Source organism: Acinetobacter sp. WU_MDCI_Abxd143, from assembly GCF_025514195.1.
GTDB classification, from domain to species: Bacteria; Pseudomonadota; Gammaproteobacteria; order Pseudomonadales; family Moraxellaceae; genus Acinetobacter; species Acinetobacter pittii_H.
Window position 1 is genome coordinate 24,972 of the sequence record NZ_JAHPTH010000009.1, and the last position, 21,826, is coordinate 46,797.

General features: G+C 37.9%; 20 protein-coding genes. 14 read left to right on the plus strand and 6 right to left on the minus strand.

Going from position 1 to position 21,826, the window contains the following annotated elements; translation table 11 throughout:
• The first annotated feature begins 15 nt into the window (after nucleotides 1-15).
• Together KTI79_RS14580 and KTI79_RS14585 are read left to right on the plus strand one after the other, a co-directional pair.
• On the plus strand, nucleotides 16-2,184 hold the full coding sequence (locus tag KTI79_RS14580; RefSeq protein ID WP_086376347.1) for a phosphocholine-specific phospholipase C: 2,169 nt from the start codon (nucleotides 16-18) through the stop codon (nucleotides 2,182-2,184).
• Between the two features lie 451 nt (nucleotides 2,185-2,635).
• Complete coding sequence (locus KTI79_RS14585) at nucleotides 2,636-2,803, plus strand: hypothetical protein (RefSeq protein WP_000938938.1); 168 nt, start codon at nucleotides 2,636-2,638, stop codon at nucleotides 2,801-2,803.
• Here the strand turns inward: KTI79_RS14585 and nadC are convergent.
• Nucleotides 2,800-3,645, minus strand: coding sequence for a carboxylating nicotinate-nucleotide diphosphorylase (gene nadC / locus KTI79_RS14590; protein ID WP_086376348.1), 846 nt, complete (start codon nucleotides 3,643-3,645; stop codon nucleotides 2,800-2,802). The genes KTI79_RS14585 and nadC overlap by 4 nt on opposite strands.
• A gap of 171 nt (nucleotides 3,646-3,816) precedes the next feature.
• Here nadC and ampD point away from each other — a divergent pair, with 171 nt between their 5' ends.
• Both ampD and murJ read left to right on the plus strand, forming a co-directional pair.
• A complete protein-coding gene (gene ampD / locus KTI79_RS14595) occupies nucleotides 3,817-4,386 on the plus strand; it encodes a 1,6-anhydro-N-acetylmuramyl-L-alanine amidase AmpD (protein WP_086376349.1) in 570 nt (189 codons plus the stop codon).
• A gap of 72 nt (nucleotides 4,387-4,458) precedes the next feature.
• Complete coding sequence (gene murJ, locus KTI79_RS14600) at nucleotides 4,459-6,009, plus strand: murein biosynthesis integral membrane protein MurJ (protein WP_170248985.1); 1,551 nt, start codon at nucleotides 4,459-4,461, stop codon at nucleotides 6,007-6,009.
• 46 nt (nucleotides 6,010-6,055) lie between these two features.
• On the opposite strand, the gene KTI79_RS14605 is transcribed toward murJ, so the two are convergent.
• The 5 genes from KTI79_RS14605 to KTI79_RS14625 all read right to left on the minus strand — a co-directional run bounded on the left by KTI79_RS14605 (nucleotide 6,056) and on the right by KTI79_RS14625 (nucleotide 11,452).
• Entirely contained in the window at nucleotides 6,056-6,751 is a 696-nt protein-coding gene (locus KTI79_RS14605) for an FKBP-type peptidyl-prolyl cis-trans isomerase (protein WP_199964132.1), read from the minus strand.
• A gap of 48 nt (nucleotides 6,752-6,799) precedes the next feature.
• Entirely contained in the window at nucleotides 6,800-7,525 is a 726-nt protein-coding gene (locus KTI79_RS14610) for an FKBP-type peptidyl-prolyl cis-trans isomerase (RefSeq protein ID WP_086376352.1), read from the minus strand.
• 191 nt (nucleotides 7,526-7,716) lie between these two features.
• Nucleotides 7,717-9,900 (minus strand): polysaccharide biosynthesis tyrosine autokinase, encoded by a 2,184-nt coding sequence (locus tag KTI79_RS14615; RefSeq protein WP_086376353.1) that lies wholly within the window; start codon nucleotides 9,898-9,900, stop codon nucleotides 7,717-7,719.
• An 18-nt stretch (nucleotides 9,901-9,918) separates the two neighbouring features.
• A complete protein-coding gene (locus tag KTI79_RS14620) occupies nucleotides 9,919-10,347 on the minus strand; it encodes a low molecular weight protein-tyrosine-phosphatase (protein WP_086376354.1) in 429 nt (142 codons plus the stop codon).
• A gap of 4 nt (nucleotides 10,348-10,351) precedes the next feature.
• On the minus strand, nucleotides 10,352-11,452 hold the full coding sequence (locus KTI79_RS14625; RefSeq protein WP_086376355.1) for a polysaccharide biosynthesis/export family protein: 1,101 nt from the start codon (nucleotides 11,450-11,452) through the stop codon (nucleotides 10,352-10,354).
• Between the two features lie 354 nt (nucleotides 11,453-11,806).
• Between KTI79_RS14625 and tviB the strand changes: the two genes are divergently transcribed.
• From tviB to KTI79_RS14675, 10 genes are read left to right on the plus strand one after another with little or no spacing between them, the layout of a single operon-like run.
• Nucleotides 11,807-13,081, plus strand: coding sequence for a Vi polysaccharide biosynthesis UDP-N-acetylglucosamine C-6 dehydrogenase TviB (tviB, locus tag KTI79_RS14630; RefSeq protein ID WP_086376356.1), 1,275 nt, complete (start codon nucleotides 11,807-11,809; stop codon nucleotides 13,079-13,081).
• A gap of 13 nt (nucleotides 13,082-13,094) precedes the next feature.
• Complete coding sequence (locus tag KTI79_RS14635; protein WP_086376357.1) at nucleotides 13,095-14,291, plus strand: UDP-N-acetylglucosamine 4,6-dehydratase; 1,197 nt, start codon at nucleotides 13,095-13,097, stop codon at nucleotides 14,289-14,291.
• Nucleotides 14,291-15,439, plus strand: a complete 1,149-nt coding sequence (locus KTI79_RS14640) for a LegC family aminotransferase (RefSeq protein ID WP_086376358.1) — start codon at nucleotides 14,291-14,293, stop codon at nucleotides 15,437-15,439. Before KTI79_RS14635 ends, KTI79_RS14640 begins: the two co-directional genes overlap by 1 nt.
• A 5-nt stretch (nucleotides 15,440-15,444) precedes the next feature.
• Complete coding sequence (neuC, locus tag KTI79_RS14645; RefSeq protein WP_086376359.1) at nucleotides 15,445-16,581, plus strand: UDP-N-acetylglucosamine 2-epimerase; 1,137 nt, start codon at nucleotides 15,445-15,447, stop codon at nucleotides 16,579-16,581.
• The gene (locus tag KTI79_RS14650; protein WP_086376360.1) at nucleotides 16,571-17,665 is read left to right on the plus strand and encodes an N-acetylneuraminate synthase family protein; all 1,095 of its coding nucleotides are present in this window, start codon (nucleotides 16,571-16,573) and stop codon (nucleotides 17,663-17,665) included. The genes neuC and KTI79_RS14650 overlap by 11 nt, the downstream gene beginning before the upstream one ends.
• Nucleotides 17,666-18,307 (plus strand): sugar O-acyltransferase, encoded by a 642-nt coding sequence (locus tag KTI79_RS14655; protein WP_086376361.1) that lies wholly within the window; start codon nucleotides 17,666-17,668, stop codon nucleotides 18,305-18,307.
• Complete coding sequence (locus KTI79_RS14660; RefSeq protein ID WP_002063376.1) at nucleotides 18,300-19,355, plus strand: nucleotidyltransferase family protein; 1,056 nt, start codon at nucleotides 18,300-18,302, stop codon at nucleotides 19,353-19,355. The genes KTI79_RS14655 and KTI79_RS14660 overlap by 8 nt, the downstream gene beginning before the upstream one ends.
• Before the next feature lies 1 nt (nucleotide 19,356).
• Nucleotides 19,357-20,328: a Gfo/Idh/MocA family protein gene (locus KTI79_RS14665; RefSeq protein WP_086376362.1), complete on the plus strand. Its 972-nt coding sequence runs from the start codon at nucleotides 19,357-19,359 to the stop codon at nucleotides 20,326-20,328.
• A 10-nt stretch (nucleotides 20,329-20,338) separates the two neighbouring features.
• Nucleotides 20,339-21,025 (plus strand): cytidylyltransferase domain-containing protein, encoded by a 687-nt coding sequence (locus KTI79_RS14670; protein WP_086376363.1) that lies wholly within the window; start codon nucleotides 20,339-20,341, stop codon nucleotides 21,023-21,025.
• A gap of 3 nt (nucleotides 21,026-21,028) precedes the next feature.
• Nucleotides 21,029-21,799, plus strand: a complete 771-nt coding sequence (locus KTI79_RS14675; RefSeq protein ID WP_032005736.1) for an oxidoreductase — start codon at nucleotides 21,029-21,031, stop codon at nucleotides 21,797-21,799.
• Nucleotides 21,800-21,826 lie beyond the last annotated feature (27 nt).

Consider the following 21,826-nt stretch of genomic DNA (forward strand, 5'->3'; position numbering starts at 1 on the left):
CTCAGGATAGAACTAATGAATCGTCGCGAATTTCTTTTAAACTCTACAAAAACAATGTTTGGGACAGCTGCTCTAGCGAGTTTCCCGCTGAGTATTCAAAAAGCGTTAGCAATTGACGCCAAAGTTGAAAGTGGAACAATTCAAGATGTTAAACACATCGTCATTTTGACTCAGGAAAACCGTTCTTTCGATAATTATTTCGGAACATTAAAAGGTGTACGTGGTTTTGGTGACCGTTTTACCATTCCTATGACAGAAGGCCGAAAGGTTTGGGAACAATATGATGCGAATAAAAAGAAAGTATTGCCATACCACTTAGATAGTCGTTTAGGCAATGCTCAGCGTGTTACTGGTACAAATCATTCATGGTCAGATGGTCAAGGAGCTTGGGACAATGGTCGAATGAGTGATTGGGTAGCACACAAACAACCACAGTCAATGGGTTACTACAAAAAACAAGAAGTCGAATATCAGTTTGCTTTAGCGAATGCTTTTACGATTTGTGATGCCTACCATTGTGCTATGCATGCGGGAACTAACCCGAATCGTAAATTTATCTGGACGGGAACAAATGGCCCTACAGGTGCAGGTGTGGCTAGTGTAGTAAATGAATTTGATGGGATTGGGCCATCAACAAAAGGTTATGAATGGACGACTTATCCTGAGCGCTTACAGCAGGCTGGGGTGACATGGAAAGTTTATCAAAACATGCCAGATAACTTTACCGATAATCCTTTAGCTGGTTTCAAGCAATATCGCCGTGCAAACGAGCAATCTGGTCAGCCTGTCAGTAACGATGCGCTAACGTGCCCAGCATATGATGAAAAGATTGATGCGACTCAACCACTTTACAAAGGTATTGCCAATACCATGCCGGACGGGGGGTTTTTAGGAACTTTTAAAGCTGATATCGCACAAGGTAAATTACCGCAGGTGAGTTGGTTAGTTGCTCCTGCAACTTACAGTGAACATCCGGGGCCATCTAGTCCTGTACAAGGTGCTTGGTATATTCAGGAAGTATTAAATGCATTAACTGAAAATCCTGAGCTGTGGAGCCAAACTGTTTTATTGGTAAACTTCGATGAAAATGACGGTTTCTTTGACCATATTCCTTCACCAAGTGCACCGTCTAAAGATATTAAAGGTGTCGTATATGGAAAAACGACTTTAAGTGATCAGCAACTAGCTTATGAATATTTTGACCATCCCGCAGTAGCGGCTTCAAAATCTCAACCTACGCCAGATGGTCGAGTGTATGGACCAGGCGTACGCGTTCCAATGTATGTGATTTCACCGTGGAGCCGTGGAGGATGGGTAAACTCTCAAGTCTTTGACCATACCTCTATTTTACAGTTCTTAGAAAAGCGCTTTGGTGTGCAAGAGCCTAACATTAGTCCATACCGCCGTGCTGTATGTGGTGATTTAACCACAGCTTTTGACTTTAAAACACCGAATCTTCTACCTGTCGCTGAACTAGAGGGGAAAAAAACAAAAGCTGAAGCCGATGCAATTCGTATTGCTCAAGAATTATTGCCGCAAGTTTCTGTTCCAAGCCAACAGCAATTTCCTCAGCAGGAAATGGGGATTAGACCATCACGGGCTTTGCCATATATTTTGCACACCAGTGCCAAAGTTGATGCGACTAAAAAAACGGTAAAGCTCATGTTCTCTAATACGGGTAAACAGGCAGCCGTTTTCCATGTCTATAACAGATTAGATCTTACGGCAATTCCACGTCGTTATATGGTTGAAGCGGGTAAACAGCTTGATGATGTATGGAATACTGCAAATGGACAGTACGATTTATGGGTACTTGGACCAAATGGTTTCCACCGTGCGTTTAAAGGTAATTTGAGCCAAGCTAACCAGACTCAAGCATTACCGGAAATTAGAGTATGTGTGGAAGAGTGTGATGCGAATTTGTATTTAAAAGTTCGTCACGATGGTAATAAATCAGTCAAAATCAACGTCAAGGCAAATGCTTATCTTCCAAACAAGACATGGACGATTGAAACGAATAGTTCTGAAAAAGAACTAGTTTGGGATATGTCTGAATTTGGTGGCTGGTATGACTTTACTGTGACTTTAGCTGATGACGCTACGTTTAGTCGTCGTTTTGCAGGTCGTATTGAAACTCAAGAAGATTCAATTTCTGATCCATATATGGGTTATTTAGAGTCTTAGGTTGGTAAGTTATTTCCCTTAATGTAGGTATTGAAATTTATACCTCATTAACTGGTGCTAAAAGTCATCTGCAACCTGTCTATAATCTATAAGAATCTTATTTTTGCAACAAAATAAGATAGAGGATGAAAGTGGGCAGGTTTTGCAGATGACAATGCCTTTGGTCTTACGTGGCTTTAGCCGCCACTCAGGGCGCAACCAAAGTAACAGAATGGGCTGTTGGCAAAAAATTCTAAGCGATAAGACTCTGTCGCGTAGGAAAAGAGATATCCATGTCACGATAATAAATAAAGGGAGTTATGCTGTTGATATAAAATATTATGTGGGAATATGCTGTCGTATAGATGAATAATAAAAATAAAGACTTACCTTTTGTAACAGAATCTCCTAAGCCTAGTCATATTTATCTTTTATCTTGAAACCCTGATTTTTAAAGTAATGGGGAAAATTTATGCTACAAGGTTTTATTGTATTATTAGCAGTCGTTACATTTGTTTTAATGGCTGCCGACCCACGTGATGGTGGGGCACAAGCGACTCAGTCAGCATGGCAGAAAACACAAGCGGCAGACATGACCAAGTCGCAAAAAAATACCAATAATGACGCAGATTTTATCTAAGCATTAAAACGCATAGATAAATCAACAGCTCTAACGTCTTTAGTTAGGACGCCCATAGAAATATAGTCAACGCCAGTTGTGGCAACTTCACGCAAGTTTTCAATAGTGATATTGCCAGATGCTTCGAGTTTACAGCGTCCCGCCACATGTTTTACGGCATCAATCATTTGCTGTTGGCTAAAATTGTCGAGCATGACAATGTCCGCACCAGCTTCAAGCGCTTGGTTTAGTTCATCCCAAGTTTCAACTTCTACTTCAACAGGTTTGCCTGGCGCAATTTGATGTGCTTTTGCAATTGCTTGGGCAATACCGCCCGCCGCCATAATATGGTTTTCTTTAATTAAGAACGCATCAAATAAACCAAGACGATGGTTTTGTCCGCCGCCAATAGCAACCGCATATTTTTGAGCAATACGTAAGCCTGGTAGGGTTTTACGTGTATCGAGAAGTTTTGTATTTAAACCTTCAAGATGCTGAACATATTCAGCAGTTTTGGTTGCAACAGCCGATAAAGTTTGAATAAAGTTTAAAGCAGGGCGCTCTACGGTCAGTAAGCTACGTGCAGAACCTGCAAGCTTTAAAAATGCTTCGTTTGCAGTAACACGCTCACCTTCTTGTTTTAACCAAATCACCTGTACAGTGTTGTCATAAGCTGAGATGAGTGCATTTACCCACGGTTGTCCAGCTAAAACCATATCTTCGCGGCTAATGATGGTTGCGGTAGCCTGTTCATCTTCTAGCGTGAGCATGGCGGTAATGTCACCGTCCCCAATATCTTCTTGTAATGCTTGTTGAATATTGATTTGAATTGATTGTTCAAGCAAAGACTGAGGTATGCTCATACGGTTTCCATTTTGTCGATGACCCTAAAACTTGCGATATATTAGCATCGTCGACCTGAAAAATAAGCTGTTTTATGAGATTAATCGCGATAAACAATCGCATTTACTACTTTGAAAAGCTCATAACTGTTTTAAACTAAAATAATTGGCAAGCAATTTATTGGCGTCTCAATGAAGCAAATCACACCGTATGAAGTTATAGATGGACAATTAAAAGGGGCGAGACAAATCCCTTCTCCAAATTTTAACCAGCGTCCGACTGGTACCGAAATTCAAATGATTGTGGTTCATAATATTAGTTTGCCGCCGTCTCAATTTGGAGGCGGCTATATTGAGCAGTTTTTTCAAAACAAGTTAGATTGGTCAATTCATCCTTATTTTCAGACTATTGAAAGCATGCAAGTTTCTACACATCTGTTAATTTTACGTACAGGTGAAGTCCTACAGTTTGTTAATTTTAACGAGAGAGCATGGCATGCAGGACGTTCGAGCTATTTAGCTAAAGTTGAATGCAATGACTATTCAATTGGTATTGAGCTTGAAGGAAGTGATGATTTACCTTTTGAAGACGTACAATATGAAGTGCTAACTGACGTTGTTACCGCTATTCGCCAAGCTTATCCTGAAATTAAAAACCATATTGCAGGGCATTCAGATGTTGCTCCTGGCCGAAAAACCGATCCGGGACCTTATTTTAAATGGCAGCACTTTAGACAATTGTTAGCTCAGAAAAAAACTTGAGTTTGTTCATCATTTCACAACGAAAAGATTTTCTAGTTTCATTACAATAGCGTCTTTCGAATATAGCTGTAGGTGAGTGCGATGGCATTGTGGCGATCGACTTTTATTGTCAGTGCAATGACGATGTTGTCACGAGTGTTAGGGCTCGTGCGTGACGTCGTATTGCTCAACGTGTTTGGTGCAGGTAAAGATTTTGATACCTTCGTCGTCGCTTTTCGTATTCCCAACTTCTTTCGCCGATTGTTTGCCGAAGGCGCCTTTTCTCAGGCCTTTATTCCAGTATTAACTGAATATAAAACAGGTCGAGCACACGCTGAAGTACAGATTTTAATTAGTCGAGTATTTGGTTGCTTGCTAACAGTCATGACCTTACTGACTTTTGTGGCTATGGTTTTAGCACCTGCAATTATCTATATGTACGCACCGGGCTTCCACAGCGATCCGGAAAAGTTCGATTTAGCTGTCAGCATGTTCCGTTTGACCATTCCTTATTTAATGTTTATGTCGCTCACGGCTTTTGCCAGCAGCATCTTAAATAGTTATGGCTCGTTTGCTTCGCCTGCTTTTTCACCAGTTTTATTAAATGTGGCAATGATTGCAGGAGCGTGGTGGCTTACGCCGTATATGGCTGAGCCAATCAAAGCTTTGGGTTGGTCAGTTGTTGCAGCTGGGGTATTACAGTTAGCGATACAAATTCCTGAATTGTGGCGTAAGAATCTGCTGATTCCACCTAAGGTTGATTTTAAACACGAGGGTGTAGAGCGTATTTTAAAACTAATGCTCCCTGCATTATTTGGCGTATCTGTGACTCAGATTAACCTGCTGTTAAATACGATTTGGGCATCCTTTATGCAAGATGGTTCTGTATCTTGGCTCTATAGTGCCGAACGTATGACTGAGTTACCTTTAGGTTTAATCGGTGTTGCGATTGGCACAGTAATTTTGCCTTCGCTTTCTGCCCGTCATGCAGAGCAGGATCAAGCAAAGTTCCGCAGTATGATCGATTGGGCTGCAAAAGTCATTGTATTGGTAGGATTGCCGGCAAGTATTGCTTTATTTATGCTTTCAACACCGATTATTCAAGCATTATTCCAGCGCGGTGAGTTTGATTTACGTGATACACAAATGACAGCTCTAGCATTGCAATGTATGAGTGCTGGTGTAATTTCTTTCATGCTCATTAAAGTATTCGCACCAGGTTTTTATGCACAACAAGACACAAAAACACCAGTGCGCGTAGGCTTAATGTCGGTCGCAGCTAATGCGATTTTAAACGTTGTATTTATTGGCTTCTTTAAGCTTATTGATTGGCATGCAGAACATATGGCACTTGCACTAGCATCTTCAGGTTCAGCGTTAGTAAATGCTGGTTTACTCTACTTCTATTTGCATAAGCGTAATATTTTCCGATTTGGTCCGCATTGGAAAAAATTAGGACTTCAATATGGTTTAGCAAACCTTGCTATGATTGCAGCACTTTGGTTTGGGCTCAATTGGTATAACGGAGAGCTTTCACAGTGGCTTCGTGTTGCCGAAGTCGTAGGGCTATGCGTAGTTGGGATAATTGCTTACCTGATCGGGTTAATCCTTACGGGTTTTCGACCTAGAGATTTAAAACACTAAAAATAAAAAAGCGATCTTAAATGATCGCTTTTTTATACTAATACATTTATTTTGGCAAAACTTGTAGCAATTCAATATCGAAAATTAAAGTGCTGTTTGGACCAATCGTGTCACCTGCCCCGACTTCACCGTAAGCAAGATTGGCAGGGATAAAGAAACGAGTTTTACCGCCTTCTTTCATGGTTTGCAGACCTTCGGTCCAGCCTGCAATCACTTGGCTGAGCTGAAACTCAACTGGATGATTACGTGCGATTGAGCTGTCAAATACAGTTCCGTCGAGTAAGCGACCTTCATAATTCACTTTCACACGTGATGCGGCTTTCGGCTTTTTGCCTGTACCTTCTTTTAATATTTGATATTGGAGACCTGATTTAGTCGTGATTACACCTGATTTTTTTGCATTATCAGCAAGAAATGCAGCACCTGCTTGAGCATTTTGTTGACCTACTTTTTGAAATTCAACAAGCTGCTTAGCTTCTAAAGTTTTTTTATAATCATTAATCGCTTTCGCCATTTCTTCATCAGTTAAGCGTGCTGTTTTACTCTGAGCACCTTCCTGTAGGCCTTGATAAAAAATATCTAGATTCAGATCTTTTAATGCATCAGTATTATTACGGCCCATCAAATAGCCATAGCTATAGCTAAATTGTTCTTTCGCCGGGCTTTTATTTGTAATAGGTGCAGCAGCAAAAACAGATAAACTCATTGTTGATGTTGCAATAATTAAACCAATTTTTTTCATGCCGTTTTCCAAAAAAAGGAGAGTACTGCTTTACTCTCCTGAATGTTTTTATTTCACTGAAATGAGTTCTACATCAAAAATCAGCGTACTGTTTGCTGGAATGCCAGGAAGTTCCTGAGGACCATAAGCAAGATTAGATGGAATGAAGAACGTCGCTTTACCACCTTCTTTCATAAGTTGAAGCCCTTCTGTCCAGCCTGGAATAACCTGATTGAGTGGAAACTCAACTGGTTCACCGCGCTTATAAGAACTATCAAACACTTGACCATTAATTAAACGGCCTTCGTAATGTACCTTAACCATAGATTGCGCAGTTGGTTGTTTACCTGTGCCTTCTTTAGTAATGATGTATTGCAAACCAGACGCTGTAGTTTTTACACCAGCTTTTGTTTTATTTTCTGCAAGGAATTGAACATCTGCAGATTCAGACGCTGCTCCAGCAGCTTGTTCTGGTTTATCTTGCTGTTGCATTTTTTGTTGCAACTCTTTTTCATAAGCAGCAACAGCAGCTTTTAATTCTTCTTGAGTATAAGCACTTGGTTGCTTATTACGAGCATCATGAATCCCTTTCACAAATGCTTTTGTATCTAGTTCAGGTGGAGTTTGCTGAGCAACTTCGTACCCAAGAACATAACTGATTTTTTCAATTGGAGAGGCATTTTTATTTGCTATGCTTCCGACTTCTGTGGTCGGATGTTGGCTTGCATAATAAACTGGTACAAGTGCAGCACCGCCTAAAACTACAGCGACAGCAATGGGTAAGGCTTTACTCATAAAAGGTTCCAAAAATAATCATTTGAGTCTAAAAAGGCTGCTTTTGATCTTAGCATGCTTAAGCATAGAATGTTTAAGAAAAAAAACGAGTGGTTTTTTATATATTTTAGTTAGTTTTAGTAGGGATAGACTTAAAAAAATCTTAAATAAAAAACCGGATCATTTGATCCGGTTCTCTTATCACTTTTCGGTTAATCTTCTTTTTGCGCTTTATATGCGTAAGCGTAGTTATAACCATAACCGTAGCCCGCGCTCGCACGTTGAATGTCATTAAGAATAAATCCGTTGACTTTAACACCTGCTTGTTCAAAGCGGTTAAGGGTTAATTCCAGCTCTTTCATTTGCGACTTCGCATAACGGGCAACAATTAAGTTCACACCTGTATATTGCGAAATAATAATACCATCGGTTACTGCAAGTACTGGCGGAGTATCAATAATGATGTGGTCATATTGACTTTGAACTTTTTCAAGCAAGTCTTTAAACTGATTAGAGCTTAAGATTTCCGAAGGGTTCGTTGGGCTCTTACCACGAGTAATCACATCTAAGTTAGCAACTTGTGTTTTGTGAAGAACCTGTTGAAAGTCTACCTGTCCACTTAGTAGTTCAGAAAGACCAGGTTTTACATCTACATCAAAATATTTATGCATATAACCGCGACGCATGTCAGCATCAATCAGTAAAACTTTTTTGTCACCTTGAGCAAAAATAGTTGCAAGGTTGGTCGAAATAAATGATTTGCCCACTTCTGGAGAAGGGCCAGCAATCATGATGATATTATTCTTAGCATTTGTTAAAGCAAAGTGAATGGCTGTCCGAATGCTACGTAAGCTTTCAATTGCAATATCATCACTATTTTTAACAGCAAGGATAGGAATGCTCTTCTTCTTCTTCAAGATATTCATTCGAGTTTCTTGAATTGGAGAACGTGGAACTGTTGCATAAACCGGTAAATCTAGTTCATTCTCAATTTGACCAGAGTCTTTAATGCCAGTACGTAACATATTACGCAATAGAGCAATTAAAGTTCCAATAAAACCACCAACAAAAAGTGATAAAACTAGAACGAGCAGTTTTTTGGGTTTAATTGGTTCAACAGGTTCAACTGCTGTATCAACAATACGGACATTACCAATTTCGCCAGCTTTGGCAATGCGAAGTTGTTGGTAGGAGTTGAGAAGCGCAGTATAGAGCTGGGTTTTGACTTCTACTTCACGATACAATTGTAAATATTGGCGCTGTACATCAGGTAATTGTTTTAGGGTGCTATTGAGTTCGCCAATTTGTTTATTAATAGCTGCAAGCTGTCCATTAATCTCACGCATTGCTGGGTGTTCTGCAGTGTACTTTGCGACCATTTCAGCTTGCTTTTGTTCAAGTTCAGCTTTTTTAGTCTCTAATGTAATGCTTTGAGTTAAATAAAGCTCAGATTCTTTTGTGACATCAACTGTGTTGTATTGTTGACGGAACTTATTAAATTGACGTTCAGCATCATCTAGTTGTTTTTTAAGGTCTGGTAATTGCTCATCCAAAAACTTTAATGTTTGAGCAGATTCTGCTGAGCGGCGTTCAATATTTTGTGCACTATAAGTCGCTAAAATTGCATTAAGTACTTTGGTGATATGCTCTTTATCTTGACCCTGATAATTTAAACCTAGCACTCCAGTAAGCTTACCGCGTTCTCCTACTGAGTAGTTAGCAGTAATAGCATCTACAGTTGCAGGTAAAGATGAATTAGTAATGTTATAAGTTGCATCAAGCTGATCTTTAGTAAAGACGGCAACTTTCCAAACTCCGTGAGGACCAGCAACACGGTTAGCATGATTTAGAGGAACGGTTAATAGAACCTCTTCTGTTTCTGGATCGGTTAAACGTAAAGATTGTTGATCAAAATTAAGAAGTAAATTTTTATCTAAATAGTATGCTGGTACTTCAAATTCACGAATTTCAAAACTTTTTAAGTCGTCTTTAAATAAAACCGATTTTTGGGTGTATTCGGTTTTATATTCAGTATCGCTTAATAAACGATGAGTAAGGGTATTTTCTGTGCTGGAAACTTGTATATTCAGATGTAAGTCTTTAATGACTGAACCCAAAACCAGACGAGATTTTAAAATTTCAATTTCTGCTTGAGCGGGTGATTTTTGCTCAATCATTTGTGACAAATCGCCTAAAAGTGCTGCAGAGGCCCCTTTACTATCTTCAACCTGAACCAAAGCATCAACCGAATAGGTGTCTGGCGTTACACGTAAATAGAGCAGAGCGCACACAAGGCTTAAAATAATACAGAGCGCAATTAGCTTCCACTGAGCAATGAGTGAAAAAAACAATTCTTTTAAATCAATTGTATCTTCGGTGTTTGTATTTTGGTTCATAAGCTTAAAATCTTGGCGTTAAATATAAGGTTTCCAGTCAGCAACACATTGCTGTATGAGTTGGCAGGTTTCATCAAAAATAGTTTGATCGTGCTGATATGGATCTGGCACGTTTTTGTTCTGCCAATGCCCCAAGCGGTAGATTTTACCTTTTGCAAAGGGCCAAGTTTGCTCAATATGCTTTTGCTGGTTGTTACTCATGACCAAAATAAGGTCGGCTTTTTTAATATGTTCAGCGTTAAGCTTACGTGCCACATGTGGTTGCATGTCAATCCCTAAGCGCTGCATACAAAGTTGTGCTTTATTGTCTGCCTGATGCCCCACGAGCCCTGAAATGCCAGCAGACTCAATATTTAATTGGGGATATTGCTGCTTTAAGAAATATTCTGCCATAGGGCTACGGCAGATATTTCCAATGCAAACCACCAAAATATTTTTAATTTGCATAATATTATTGGCCCAAGCGGTCTATATTATATAAAGCATTTGAGAATGGAATAATTTGGTTAATCACACGCTGCCAACGAGTTAAGCCAGTCGCATCCACATACACAATATCATTACTACGTAGTCTAAATTGATTTGCTAAACCAAAGTCGCCAATACTCATTAAATTTAAGTGATAAATTTCTGTTGTGTGATCATTTGGGTTAGTGCGTACTACATAAATGCGGCTTGCACTTGCCGAGTTCGGGTTAATCCCTAAACTTTCACCTAAAGCATCCGTTAGGGTCATGCCTTGGTCACGCATAGGTAAAGCTTGGTTTTTACCTGACTCACCCATGACATAAATTTTCTGGTTTTCGCGTGTGCTCACATAAATTGTGTCATTGGGTTGAACCAAGAGCTTATGGAGTGAATAGCCAGCTTTTTCTAAATCAATCGTATTTAAATTATAAGTCCGGCCATTCCGAATGAGTTGAATATAAGTATTATCACCTGTGGTAGTAACGCCACCTGCCAGACCTAATGCAGTATAAATGCTGACAGGTTGATCACTTAAATAAAACTGACCGCCTTTGGTGACACTGCCTTGCACAGAGAAGCGTTGACCTTCATAAGATAGTACGCGTACAACTACATCAGGGTTCTTCAAAAAACGAGAAAGTTGATTGTGAAGTTCACGGTTAACTTGAGCGAGTGACTTCCCAGCAGCTTTATAACGACCCACTAATGGGAACTGAATATAACCACTTTGGTCAATAGGGTAACCATTCGCTTGAATAGATTGTTCGCTACTAATGTTATTTACAGGTGGGGTAATTTCAGGGTAGGCCCAAAGCTGAATAGAGAGAATATCTCCTGGGCTTAGGCGGTAAATAGATTGCTGATTTTTAAATAAGCTTGCATAGTCACGCTGGTAGTTGACTTGGGCAGGTTGAATTGCTGGAAGCGTTTCTTGAGAAATTTTAACAACATTAACCGTAGTTCCAAGGTCGGTTCTATAAACGCCTTCATTTGGAATATCGTAAGTTTGTAAACCAGAAGTGACTGCACAACTGGCAGCACTCAAACTTAAGGCAAGAACAGAAAAAAACTGGCAATACTTCACACGCAACCCTTTGTGTATTTATCTTTAATTGATATTGTTCACTGCATACTAACAAGTATCTATTAAACGCAGGATGAACAGATTCTAGCTGAAAAGAAATGAAAAAACACCGGAAAATCGTAGTGCTTTGTATGTTTAGTTTATCCGATAGTGGTATCTAAGCTATAGTCATTTACCAGAAATATTAAAAATGTATTATTTTAGCTAAACTCATCAGTTCTACTTATAAATGCTGTAAACACATTTATACAATTGCTGTGCGGGGATAACTAAAAATCTGATATAGTACGCTAGATTATCAGTGCCAAAAGCATGATTTATTAGATTAAACTCTAAGGAAAAAGGCTCGTTTATATGCAAATTGCCAATTTAAAAATAGCAATTATTGGGTTGGGCTATGTAGGCTTGCCATTGGCAGTTGAGTTTGGGAAAAAAGTACCAGTTGTTGGTTTTGATATTTATCAAAAACGTATTGATGAGCTCAAAAACGGTAAAGATCATACCTTAGAAGTGTCACCACAAGAATTACAACAAGCGGAACAATTAAGTTATACTGCTGACTTGAAGGACTTAAAAGACAGCAACTTCTTTATTGTAACGGTCCCCACTCCAATTGATGACTTTAAACAACCGGATCTTACGCCTTTAATTAAAGCATCGACCAGTATTGGTCAGGTGCTTAAAAAGGGCGATGTGGTAGTTTATGAGTCAACGGTATACCCAGGCGCAACAGAAGAGGTATGTATTCCTGTTTTGGAAAAAGTTTCAGGTTTAAAATTTAATCAAGACTTTTTCGCAGGTTATAGCCCTGAGCGAATTAACCCAGGTGATAAGCTTCACCGCGTAACTAATATTTTAAAAATTACTTCAGGTTCTACACCTGAAATCGCTGATTATGTTGATGATGTCTACAATCTTATAATTGAGGCAGGAACTCATAAGGCGCCGAATATAAAAGTAGCAGAAGCTGCCAAAGTGATTGAGAACACCCAACGTGATGTCAATATTGCTCTTATTAATGAATTGGCGCTTATTTTTAATAAATTAGATATTGATACAGAAGATGTGCTTAAAGCCGCGGGTACAAAATGGAATTTTTTACCATTTCGTCCTGGGTTGGTAGGTGGACACTGTATTGGGGTAGATCCATATTATTTAACCCATAAAGCCCAATCTATTGGATTGCATCCGGAAATTATTTTAGCGGCCCGACGCTTAAATGATCGTATGGGTGAACATGTGGCAACCCAACTTATCAAAGAAATGGTGAAACAGCGTATACAAGTTGTTGGAGCTCGTATTTTGGTGATGGGTCTTAGTTTTAAAGAAAACTGTCCAGATATTCGTAATACAAAAATTGTCGACTTTATTAAAGCTCTGAAAGAGTATGATTTAGATTTAGATATCTATGATCCATGGGTCGATGATACAGAAGTACAACACGAATATGGCCTAGCGCCAATTAAAGAATTACAACAAGGCTTGTATGATGCGATCGTCATTGCGGTAGCACATAACCAGTTTAAATCCATGAGTGTTGATGAGTTCCATGCTTTAGGTAAAGAAAAGCATGTACTTTATGATTTGAAATATGTTTTGGATAAAGAAAGTTCAAATATTAGACTTTGATTAGGGTTTTATAATGTCTACAGATATTCAATTAAATTTAATTGGCAGAACACAAGAGCTTTTTGTTGATGATATTCAACATTGGAATAATAAGTTAATCGAAATTGTTTCTTCATCAAAGTTTTTAGTTTTAGGTGGGGCTGGATCTATTGGCCAAGCAGTTGTTAAAGAAATTTTTAAACGCAACCCTAAAAAATTACATGTTGTTGATATTTCAGAAAATAACCTAACAGAAGTTGTTCGTGATATTCGTAGCTCGTTTGGTTATATTGATGGTGATTTCCAAACATTTGCACTAGATATTGGCTCTGCTGAGTATGATGCATATATTCAGAATGATGGTGATTTTGACTACGTTTTAAATCTTTCTGCTTTGAAGCATGTACGTAGTGAAAAAGATCCATTTACATTAATGCGAATGATTCATGTCAATATTTTGAATACTGAAAAAACGATTCAGCAGTCTATTGAAAAAGGCGTGAAGAAGTATTTCTGTGTTTCAACAGATAAAGCTGCTAACCCTGTAAATATGATGGGTGGTTCAAAACGTATTATGGAAATGTTCCTTATGCGTCAAAGTCAGCATATTGATATTTCCACGGCTCGTTTTGCTAATGTTGCATTTTCAGATGGTTCTTTATTACATGGTTTTAATCAACGTATTCAGAAAAGCCAGCCAATTGCTGCGCCAAATGATATTCGCCGTTATTTCGTTACTCCAAAAGAGTCAGGTGAGTTGTGCCTCATGTCTTGTTTACTAGGTGAGAATAGAGATATTTTCTTCCCTAAGCTTAGCGAGCACTTACACCTCATTACTTTTGCTGATATTGCAGTCAAATATCTTAATAACCTTGGATATGAGCCGTATTTGTGTGAGTCTGAGGATGAAGCGCGTAGCTTAATTCAGACTTTGCCAAAACAAGGGAAATGGCCTTGTTTATTTGCTGGAAGCACAACTACGGGTGAGAAAGATTTTGAAGAGTTCTTTACTGATAATGAAACTTTAGATATGCAACGTTTTAATAATTTAGGTGTTATTAAAAACGAACTAAATGTTGAAGAAGACAAGTTGCATGTATTTGAAGAAAAAATTCATACAATGCTTTTAAATAAGCAGTGGAATAAAGAAGAAATTGTTGATCTATTTAACTATATGATGCCTAACTTTGGACACAAAGAAACAGGTTTATATTTAGATGGGAAAATGTAATGGATACTTCTAAATTTAATCAATTTGTACGAGATATTTATCGTACCAATAATTTTATTCCATTACACGAACCTCGTTTTCTGGGTAATGAAAAGAAATATGTATTAGATACTATTGATAGTACTTTTGTCTCTAGTGTTGGCGCATATGTAAATGACTTTGAAGCCAAGGTTCAACAATTTACAGGCTGTGCTAAAGCTATTGCGACTGTTAATGGAACAGCTGCATTACATATTGCTCTTTTACTAGCTGGTGTAAAGCGCGACGATATCGTAATTACGCAAGCTTTGACTTTTGTCGCAACTTGTAATGCCTTGTCTTATATTGGTGCGGAACCATTATTTATTGATGTTTCATTGAAGACACTCGGTTTGTGTCCAAAAGCATTAGACGCTTATTTGCAAGAAAATGCTTTTATTGATGACCAAGGTGTATGTAAACACAAAGCAACGAATAAACGTATTTCTGCAATCGTTCCAATGCATACATTTGGCCATCCTGTTGAAATTGATGAGCTTCAACAGGTCGTAACCAAGTGGAATATTGCATTAGTTGAAGACGCTGCCGAAAGTTTAGGTTCTTACTACAAAGGGAAACATACTGGAACTTTTGGTCTAGTTTCAGCACTTAGCTTTAACGGAAATAAAGTCATCACTACAGGCGGTGGCGGTATGGTCTTGTGTCAAGATGAAGAACTTGGCATAAGAGCGAAGCACATTACGACAACTGCAAAAATACCGCATCCTTATGAGTTTTATCATGATGAAAATGGTTTTAACTACCGTTTACCGAATTTGAATGCTGCTTTAGGTTGTGCACAAATGGAAGGCTTGGAAGGTTTCCTTGCTAGAAAGCGTGATTTAGCTCAGCAATATCAAGATTTCTTTAAAGATAGTGATATTTCATTTGTTGTGGAACCTGAAGACTGCCAATCTAACTATTGGTTAAATGCCATTGTTTGCAAAGATAAAGCACAACGAGATTTGATTTTGGATGAAACCAATTCAAATAAGGTGATGACTCGCCCAATCTGGACTTTAATGATCAGATTGCCAATGTACCAAACTGCATTACAAGGCGATTTAACTAACTCATTATGGTTGGAAGAAAGAGTCGTAAATATTCCAAGTTCAGTTCCTCTGGAGTAATGAGAATGAAAAAAATAGCCGTTTTTACAGGGACTCGAGCTGAATATGGTTTGCTGTATTGGTTAATGCGAGATATTCAGCAAGATCCAGAGCTAGAGTTACAAATTCTAGCTACGGCTATGCATTATTCGCCTGAGCACGGCGAAACTTGGAAAACTATTGTTCAAGATGGTTTCAAAATTACCGAATCGGTAGAAATGCTATTATCATCTGATACATCGTCCGCTGTTGTGAAGTCAATGGGTGTGGGTTTACTTGGATTTGCAGATGCATTGAAACGTATGCAACCTGATTTATTAGTTGTTTTGGGTGATCGTTTCGAAGCTTTGGCAGTGACGCAAGCTGCTTTAATCATGCATGTTCCTGTTGCACATTTGCACGGTGGTGAAATCACTGAAGGTGCATATGACGAATCAATTCGTCATGCGATCACCAAAATGTCTAATATCCATTTTGCTGCGGCAGAGGAATATAAGAAACGAATTATTCAGTTAGGCGAGCAACCAGAAAAAGTCTTTAATGTCGGCGCCCTAGGCTTAGATCATATCCAGCGTACAACATTTAAAAATATTGCAGAATTGAGTGAATTATATGATTTTGATTTTTCAAAACCATATTTTCTCATTACTTATCATCCCGAAACTAATCTACTAGAAGAAAATGTTGCACCTTTATTTGATGCACTTAAGCAAATAAAAGATGTCAATTTTGTCTTTAGTTATCCAAATGCCGACAATGGTAATACTAACATTGTGAAAGCAATGCTTGATTTAAAAGCACAGTTGCCAGATCGTGTATTGCTTGTAAAGAGTTTTGGTATTCAAAACTATTTAAGTGTTTTGAAAAATGCTTTAGCTATGGTTGGGAACTCATCAAGTGGCTTATCAGAAGCTCCAGCATTACAGGTACCAACAGTAAATATTGGTGATCGTCAAAAAGGACGCTTACGTTGTGAGTCTATACTTGATGTTAGATTAGACGAAAGTGAAATTTTAGGAGCATTGCAAAAAGCAATTAATTTCCCAGACGATGAATTGAGTAAAGTTGTTCCACCATTAGGGTTAGGCAATACTTCTCAGAAAATAATTGAACTTATTAAAACGACCGATTTTAAAAAGAAGGCGCCATTTTATGATCTTTAATCAAGACGAAATTTATGTTATTGCAGAAATTGGTGTAAATCATAATGGCTCTGTAGAGTTAGCAAAAGAGCTTATTTTAAAAGCCAAAGATTGTGGTGCGAACGCTGTTAAATTTCAAACCTTTAAAGCAGATAGTTTATTATCTGATCAAACTGAAATGGCTGCATATCAAAAGGAAAATACCGGTTCTAGCCAAAGCCAATTAGAGCTTGTAAAAAGTTTAGAGCTCACTTATGAGCAGACAGAAGAAATACAGAAATTTTGTGATGAACATCAAATTACTTTTATTTCAACGCCGTTTGACTCTGACAGTTTAAATTTCTTAGTAAATGACATCGATGTACCTTACTTAAAAGTATCATCTGCTGATATTTCAAACTTACCATTTCTTTATGAAATTGCATGTTCAAAAAAACATGTCATTTTATCTACAGGAACGGCGAGTCTAGGTGATATTGAACAAGCCTTATCAGTATTTGCTTTTGTTATTGATAAGGGAACGGAAGTTCGACCATCTCAGCAGTTATTTAGAGAAGCTTATTCTAAAATTTCAGTACGTAAACAGTTGAAGGAACAGGTTTCTATTTTACACTGTGTGACTCAATATCCGGCATTATTTGAAGAAAGTAATCTTAAAGCCATTTCAACTTTAAAAAATGTATTTGATTTGGCAACAGGGTTTTCTGATCATACGCTTGATGAATATGCAGCGGTTATTGGGGTAAGTCTCGGTGCTCGCATTTTTGAGAAGCATATTACATTAGATAAAACGATGGCTGGCCCAGACCACGCAGCATCAATGGAACCCGATGAATTTAAACATTATGTCGAAATTTTGCATAAAACACATGCAGCTTTAGGTGATGGTATTAAATTTATGCTAGAGCAAGAGAGCGATAATTATTACCTAGTACGTCGTAGTATTGTGGCTAAAACAGATATTGCGGAAGGGGAGCTTTTAACCCCTGACAATGTCACGACAAAACGAGCTGGTCGCGTTTGTTTAGAACCAAATAAGTACTGGGATGTTGTTGGTACAAAAGCAAAACGTAGCTTTAAAAAGAACGACTTTATTGAAATTTAAATGAAAAAACTAGCGATTTTTGGTTCAGGTGGCTTTGCAAAAGAGCTAGTAGATTTAGCAATAGATCAAGGCTACCGCCATATATTTTTTTTAGAAAGAAATGCCAAAGATGGTGACACCTTACTTGGTTTCCCCATTTTGCCTGAATCAGTAATACCGACATTAACGGATACGGTATATGCGATCGGTGTTGCTGATCCAAAGATTCGTAAAAGAATATATGAAGCCTATCCCGATTTACCTTATCCCAATTTGATTCATTCTCAATCATCACTTGGGTATGGTATTCGAGAGTTGTTAGAAAATAGTAAAGGTGTGGTAATTGCGGTTGGAGCACGAATTACAAATTCATGTCGTTTTGGTCATTTTATTATAGTAAGTTTTAACAGCACAATTGGGCATGACTGTATTCTAGAAAACTACGTTTCTGTCATGCCAGGTGTTAATGTGTCTGGTTGTGTTCATTTGAAGCAAGGCACTTACATTGGAACAAATGCTGCTATTTTGCCGGGCAAAAGTCCAGAGCAATTGAAATATTTAGGTGAAAACTCCGTTATAGGCGCGGGTGCTGTGGTTGTGAAACATACGGAACCGAATAAGGTCTATATTGGATCACCTGCTAAGGAATTAAGTCGTGACTAGAGATGTTAATAATATAATTTTGCATAAAAATGATTCAATTTTGAAAGCATTAGAGCTACTTGATTTATATGCTTTAAGAATTGTTTTGGTCGTTGATGATCATAATCAATTGATCGGAAGTATTACAGACGGTGATATTCGTAGAGGGCTTTTAAAAGGCCAAGATGTGCATGCAGCTGTTGAAACAATCATGCATACTAATCCTTATAGTATTGAAGAAGGTAGCTTAAATAACCGTCAGATTTTTGAGATCATGCGTGAAAAAAGTTATCTGGCATTACCAGTAATTAAAAATAACCAACTCGTTAATATTATTACGCTTGATGATTTGATTCGTAAAAAACGTAAAGAAAATCCAGTTTTTATTATGGCTGGTGGTTTTGGTACACGTTTACGCCCATTGACAGATACATGCCCAAAACCAATGTTACCTGTTGGTGGTAAGCCTTTATTAGAAACCATTATCTCAAGCTTTAAAAATCAAGGCTTTTATAAATTTTATATTTCTACTCATTATTTACCAGAAGTGATTAATGAGCATTTTGGTAATGGTGAGAAGTTTGACGTACAGATCCAATATGTACATGAAACTGACCCGCTTGGAACTGGCGGTGCATTGAGTTTATTGCCAGCATCAGATATTAAATTACCATTCATAGTGATTAATGGTGATGTACTAACAAACATGAATTTTGAAAAATTATTGGACTTTCATGAAAAGCGCGAAGCTATTGCAACGATGTGCGTGAGAGAATTCCAATATCAAATTCCTTATGGCGTAGTTAACTCTGAAGATAATGTAATACAAAGCATGACTGAAAAACCAAGTTATTTCTTTGATATTAATACAGGTATTTATGTCATTTCCCCTGAATTGTTGGCACAAGTTAATGCACAGTTTATTGGTATGCCGACTATCTTAGAACAGCAAATGGAAAAGAAAAATAAAGTCTTGAGCTATCCTTTACATGAATATTGGCTCGACATCGGTCATATGGAAGACTATAACCGTGCGCAAAAAGATATTCATATGTTGGGTTTAGAATAATATGAAAAATATTGCTGTTATTGGTTTAGGTAATATTGCTACCCGACATCGTCGTAACCTTAAAATGCTTTTTCCTGAAGCACAATTAGTTGTGATGTCTGCTAGTGGCCGTATTCCTAAAGAGCCAGTGGCTGATAGCGATCATATAGCAGAAAGTATTGATGAAATTATTCAGTTGCAAGTTCAGTTTGCAATAATTGCCTCACCAGCTCCTTTTCATGCCCAACATGCAATACCACTTATTAAAGCAGGTATCCCTGTATTAATAGAAAAACCAGTTTCAGTTACCCAGACAGATGCTCAAGCTTTAATTGATGCAGAAGCCCAGTATAAGACACCTGTAGCAGTAGGTTACTGTTTGCGCTATTTACCTTCAGCGCAGCAAGTACGACAAATGATACAAGAGGGTGTCATTGGAAACTTATATAATGCATTTATTGAAATTGGTCAGTATTTACCAGATTGGCGACCTACCAAGGATTATCGCGAAACAGTATCTGCTAAAACTGAATTGGGTGGAGGAGTCTTATTAGAGCTCAGTCACGAGTTAGATTATGCTCAATGGATTTTAGGTTCGCTTACTCCTAAATATGTCGTTTTACGTGCTTCAGAAGAGCTCGGTTTAGAAGTCGAGGATAATGCCGATCTTTTAATGACAACAGCGAAAGGAGCTGTTGTTAATATCCACTTAGATTTTTTGCAGCGTAAAGCACATCGTAAATGTCGTTTTATTGGCAGTGAAGGATGTATTGAGTGGGATTTAATTCGAAATGAAGTTGTGCTTATTAAAGCTAAAGAGCAACAAGAAATTTATAGCGCCCCTGAGTGGGATAAAAATCAAATGTATTTAGAAATGGTTACCGATTTTATTAAAAAAATAAACGGACAGTCAAACCAATCTATAAGTCTGCAAGAAGCTGAAAGAACAGTAGGCCTGATTGTAGAGATGAAAGAATTTGTGACGAAAGAATGAGACTGCTTATATGAGAAATTTTGCATTTATTTTTGCTAGAGGCGGCTCTAAAGGTTTACCTGGAAAAAATATTAAACCATTGGCAGGAAAACCGTTATTACAATATTCAATTGATACCGCTTTAGCATCGGATTTAATTGAACAAGTTTTTGTTTCAACAGATGATCAGGCTATTGCACAAGTCGCTATAGAAGGTGGAGCAATTCTTATAGAGCGACCTGTTGAACTAGCAACTGATCAAAGTCCAGAATGGTTGTCTTGGCGTCATGCAGTTGAGTGGGCAACTGAGCACTATGGCTCATTTGATGGGTTCGTTAGTTTACCTGCAACTAGTCCATTACGTAGCCAAGAGGATGTAGAGGCTGCGATTTTAAAAAGACAAGCAGACACAGCTGATATTTGTATTGCAGTTACACCTGCAAGTCGCAGTCCATATTTCAATATGGTTAAGTACAATGAAGCTGGTTTTGTTGAGCTTGTCAATCAGCCTGAAGGTGAGGTATCACGCCGTCAAGATGCTCCCAAAGTTTTTGATATTACAACAGTAGTCTATGCGACAACACCTGAGTTTGTATTAAATAACTACGGTTTATTTTCAGGAAAAGTTGCGAGTATTGAAGTGCCAAAAGCAAGAGCTGTGGATATCGATGATATTTACGATTTTCGTTTAGCTGAAGCTATTATTAAAGGTGAATAACTGATGCAAAATTTATTAGAGAATAAAACCTTTTTAGTAGCTGGTGCGGGTGGACTACTAGGCACGCGTTTGGTGGCGGCTATATTAGAGCAAGGCGCAAAAGTTATTGCTGCTGATATAAACCTTGAATCTATGGCAACTCGATTAAGTAGTTTGGGAGTTGATCCTACAAACGAAAAGTTATCGTTGGTTTCTTTAGATGTAACAAATGAATCAAGTGTAAAGTCATTTTTTTCAACAGATCTTAAAATTGATGGAGCTGTTAATACAACATATCCACGTAATAAGACATATGGTTCACATTTTTTTGATGTGACCCTTGAAAGCTTTAATGAGAACTTATCACTACATTTAGGTAGTATGTTTTTGTTCACTCAGCAATGTGCAAAATATTTTACACAATGTCAGACTCCTTTTTCGCTTGTGAATATTTCATCTATTTATGGAGTCGTTGCTCCAAAATTTGATATTTATAACAACACAAAAATGACAATGCCTGTTGAGTATGCTGCAATTAAATCGGCAACACTCCATTTAAACAAATACACAGTTGCTTATGTCAACGATAGTCGATTCCGCATTAATTGTGTAAGTCCAGGTGGTATCTTTGATCATCAACCTGAACCATTTTTAGAAGCATATAAGAGCCATACCCATGGGGCTGGTATGTTAGATGTTACAGAAATCATAGGTTCAGTTTTATTCTTACTTTCTGAACAATCAAGATATGTAACAGGGCAAAATATTATTGTAGATGACGGTTTTAGTTTATAAATGAAATTTAGTGCAATCAAAAAATAT

Excerpts from the sequence above, each read along its gene's own strand:
- KTI79_RS14650 (WP_086376360.1), top strand. The coding sequence starts at position 16,571 with ATGATCTTTAATCAAGACGAAATTTATGTTATTGCAGAAATTGGTGTA.
- KTI79_RS14675 (WP_032005736.1), top strand. The coding sequence starts at position 21,029 with ATGCAAAATTTATTAGAGAATAAAACCTTTTTAGTAGCTGGTGCGGGT.
- tviB (WP_086376356.1), top strand. The coding sequence starts at position 11,807 with ATGCAAATTGCCAATTTAAAAATAGCAATTATTGGGTTGGGCTATGTA.
- KTI79_RS14610 (WP_086376352.1), bottom strand. The coding sequence starts at position 7,525 with ATGAGTAAAGCCTTACCCATTGCTGTCGCTGTAGTTTTAGGCGGTGCT.
- KTI79_RS14615 (WP_086376353.1), bottom strand. The coding sequence starts at position 9,900 with ATGAACCAAAATACAAACACCGAAGATACAATTGATTTAAAAGAATTG.
- KTI79_RS14635 (WP_086376357.1), top strand. The coding sequence starts at position 13,095 with ATGTCTACAGATATTCAATTAAATTTAATTGGCAGAACACAAGAGCTT.
- KTI79_RS14670 (WP_086376363.1), top strand. The coding sequence starts at position 20,339 with ATGAGAAATTTTGCATTTATTTTTGCTAGAGGCGGCTCTAAAGGTTTA.
- KTI79_RS14620 (WP_086376354.1), bottom strand. The coding sequence starts at position 10,347 with ATGCAAATTAAAAATATTTTGGTGGTTTGCATTGGAAATATCTGCCGT.
- KTI79_RS14665 (WP_086376362.1), top strand. The coding sequence starts at position 19,357 with ATGAAAAATATTGCTGTTATTGGTTTAGGTAATATTGCTACCCGACAT.
- KTI79_RS14580 (WP_086376347.1), top strand. The coding sequence starts at position 16 with ATGAATCGTCGCGAATTTCTTTTAAACTCTACAAAAACAATGTTTGGG.
- nadC (WP_086376348.1), bottom strand. The coding sequence starts at position 3,645 with ATGAGCATACCTCAGTCTTTGCTTGAACAATCAATTCAAATCAATATT.
- ampD (WP_086376349.1), top strand. The coding sequence starts at position 3,817 with ATGAAGCAAATCACACCGTATGAAGTTATAGATGGACAATTAAAAGGG.
- KTI79_RS14655 (WP_086376361.1), top strand. The coding sequence starts at position 17,666 with ATGAAAAAACTAGCGATTTTTGGTTCAGGTGGCTTTGCAAAAGAGCTA.
- KTI79_RS14640 (WP_086376358.1), top strand. The coding sequence starts at position 14,291 with ATGGATACTTCTAAATTTAATCAATTTGTACGAGATATTTATCGTACC.
- KTI79_RS14585 (WP_000938938.1), top strand. The coding sequence starts at position 2,636 with ATGCTACAAGGTTTTATTGTATTATTAGCAGTCGTTACATTTGTTTTA.
- KTI79_RS14605 (WP_199964132.1), bottom strand. The coding sequence starts at position 6,751 with ATGAAAAAAATTGGTTTAATTATTGCAACATCAACAATGAGTTTATCT.
- neuC (WP_086376359.1), top strand. The coding sequence starts at position 15,445 with ATGAAAAAAATAGCCGTTTTTACAGGGACTCGAGCTGAATATGGTTTG.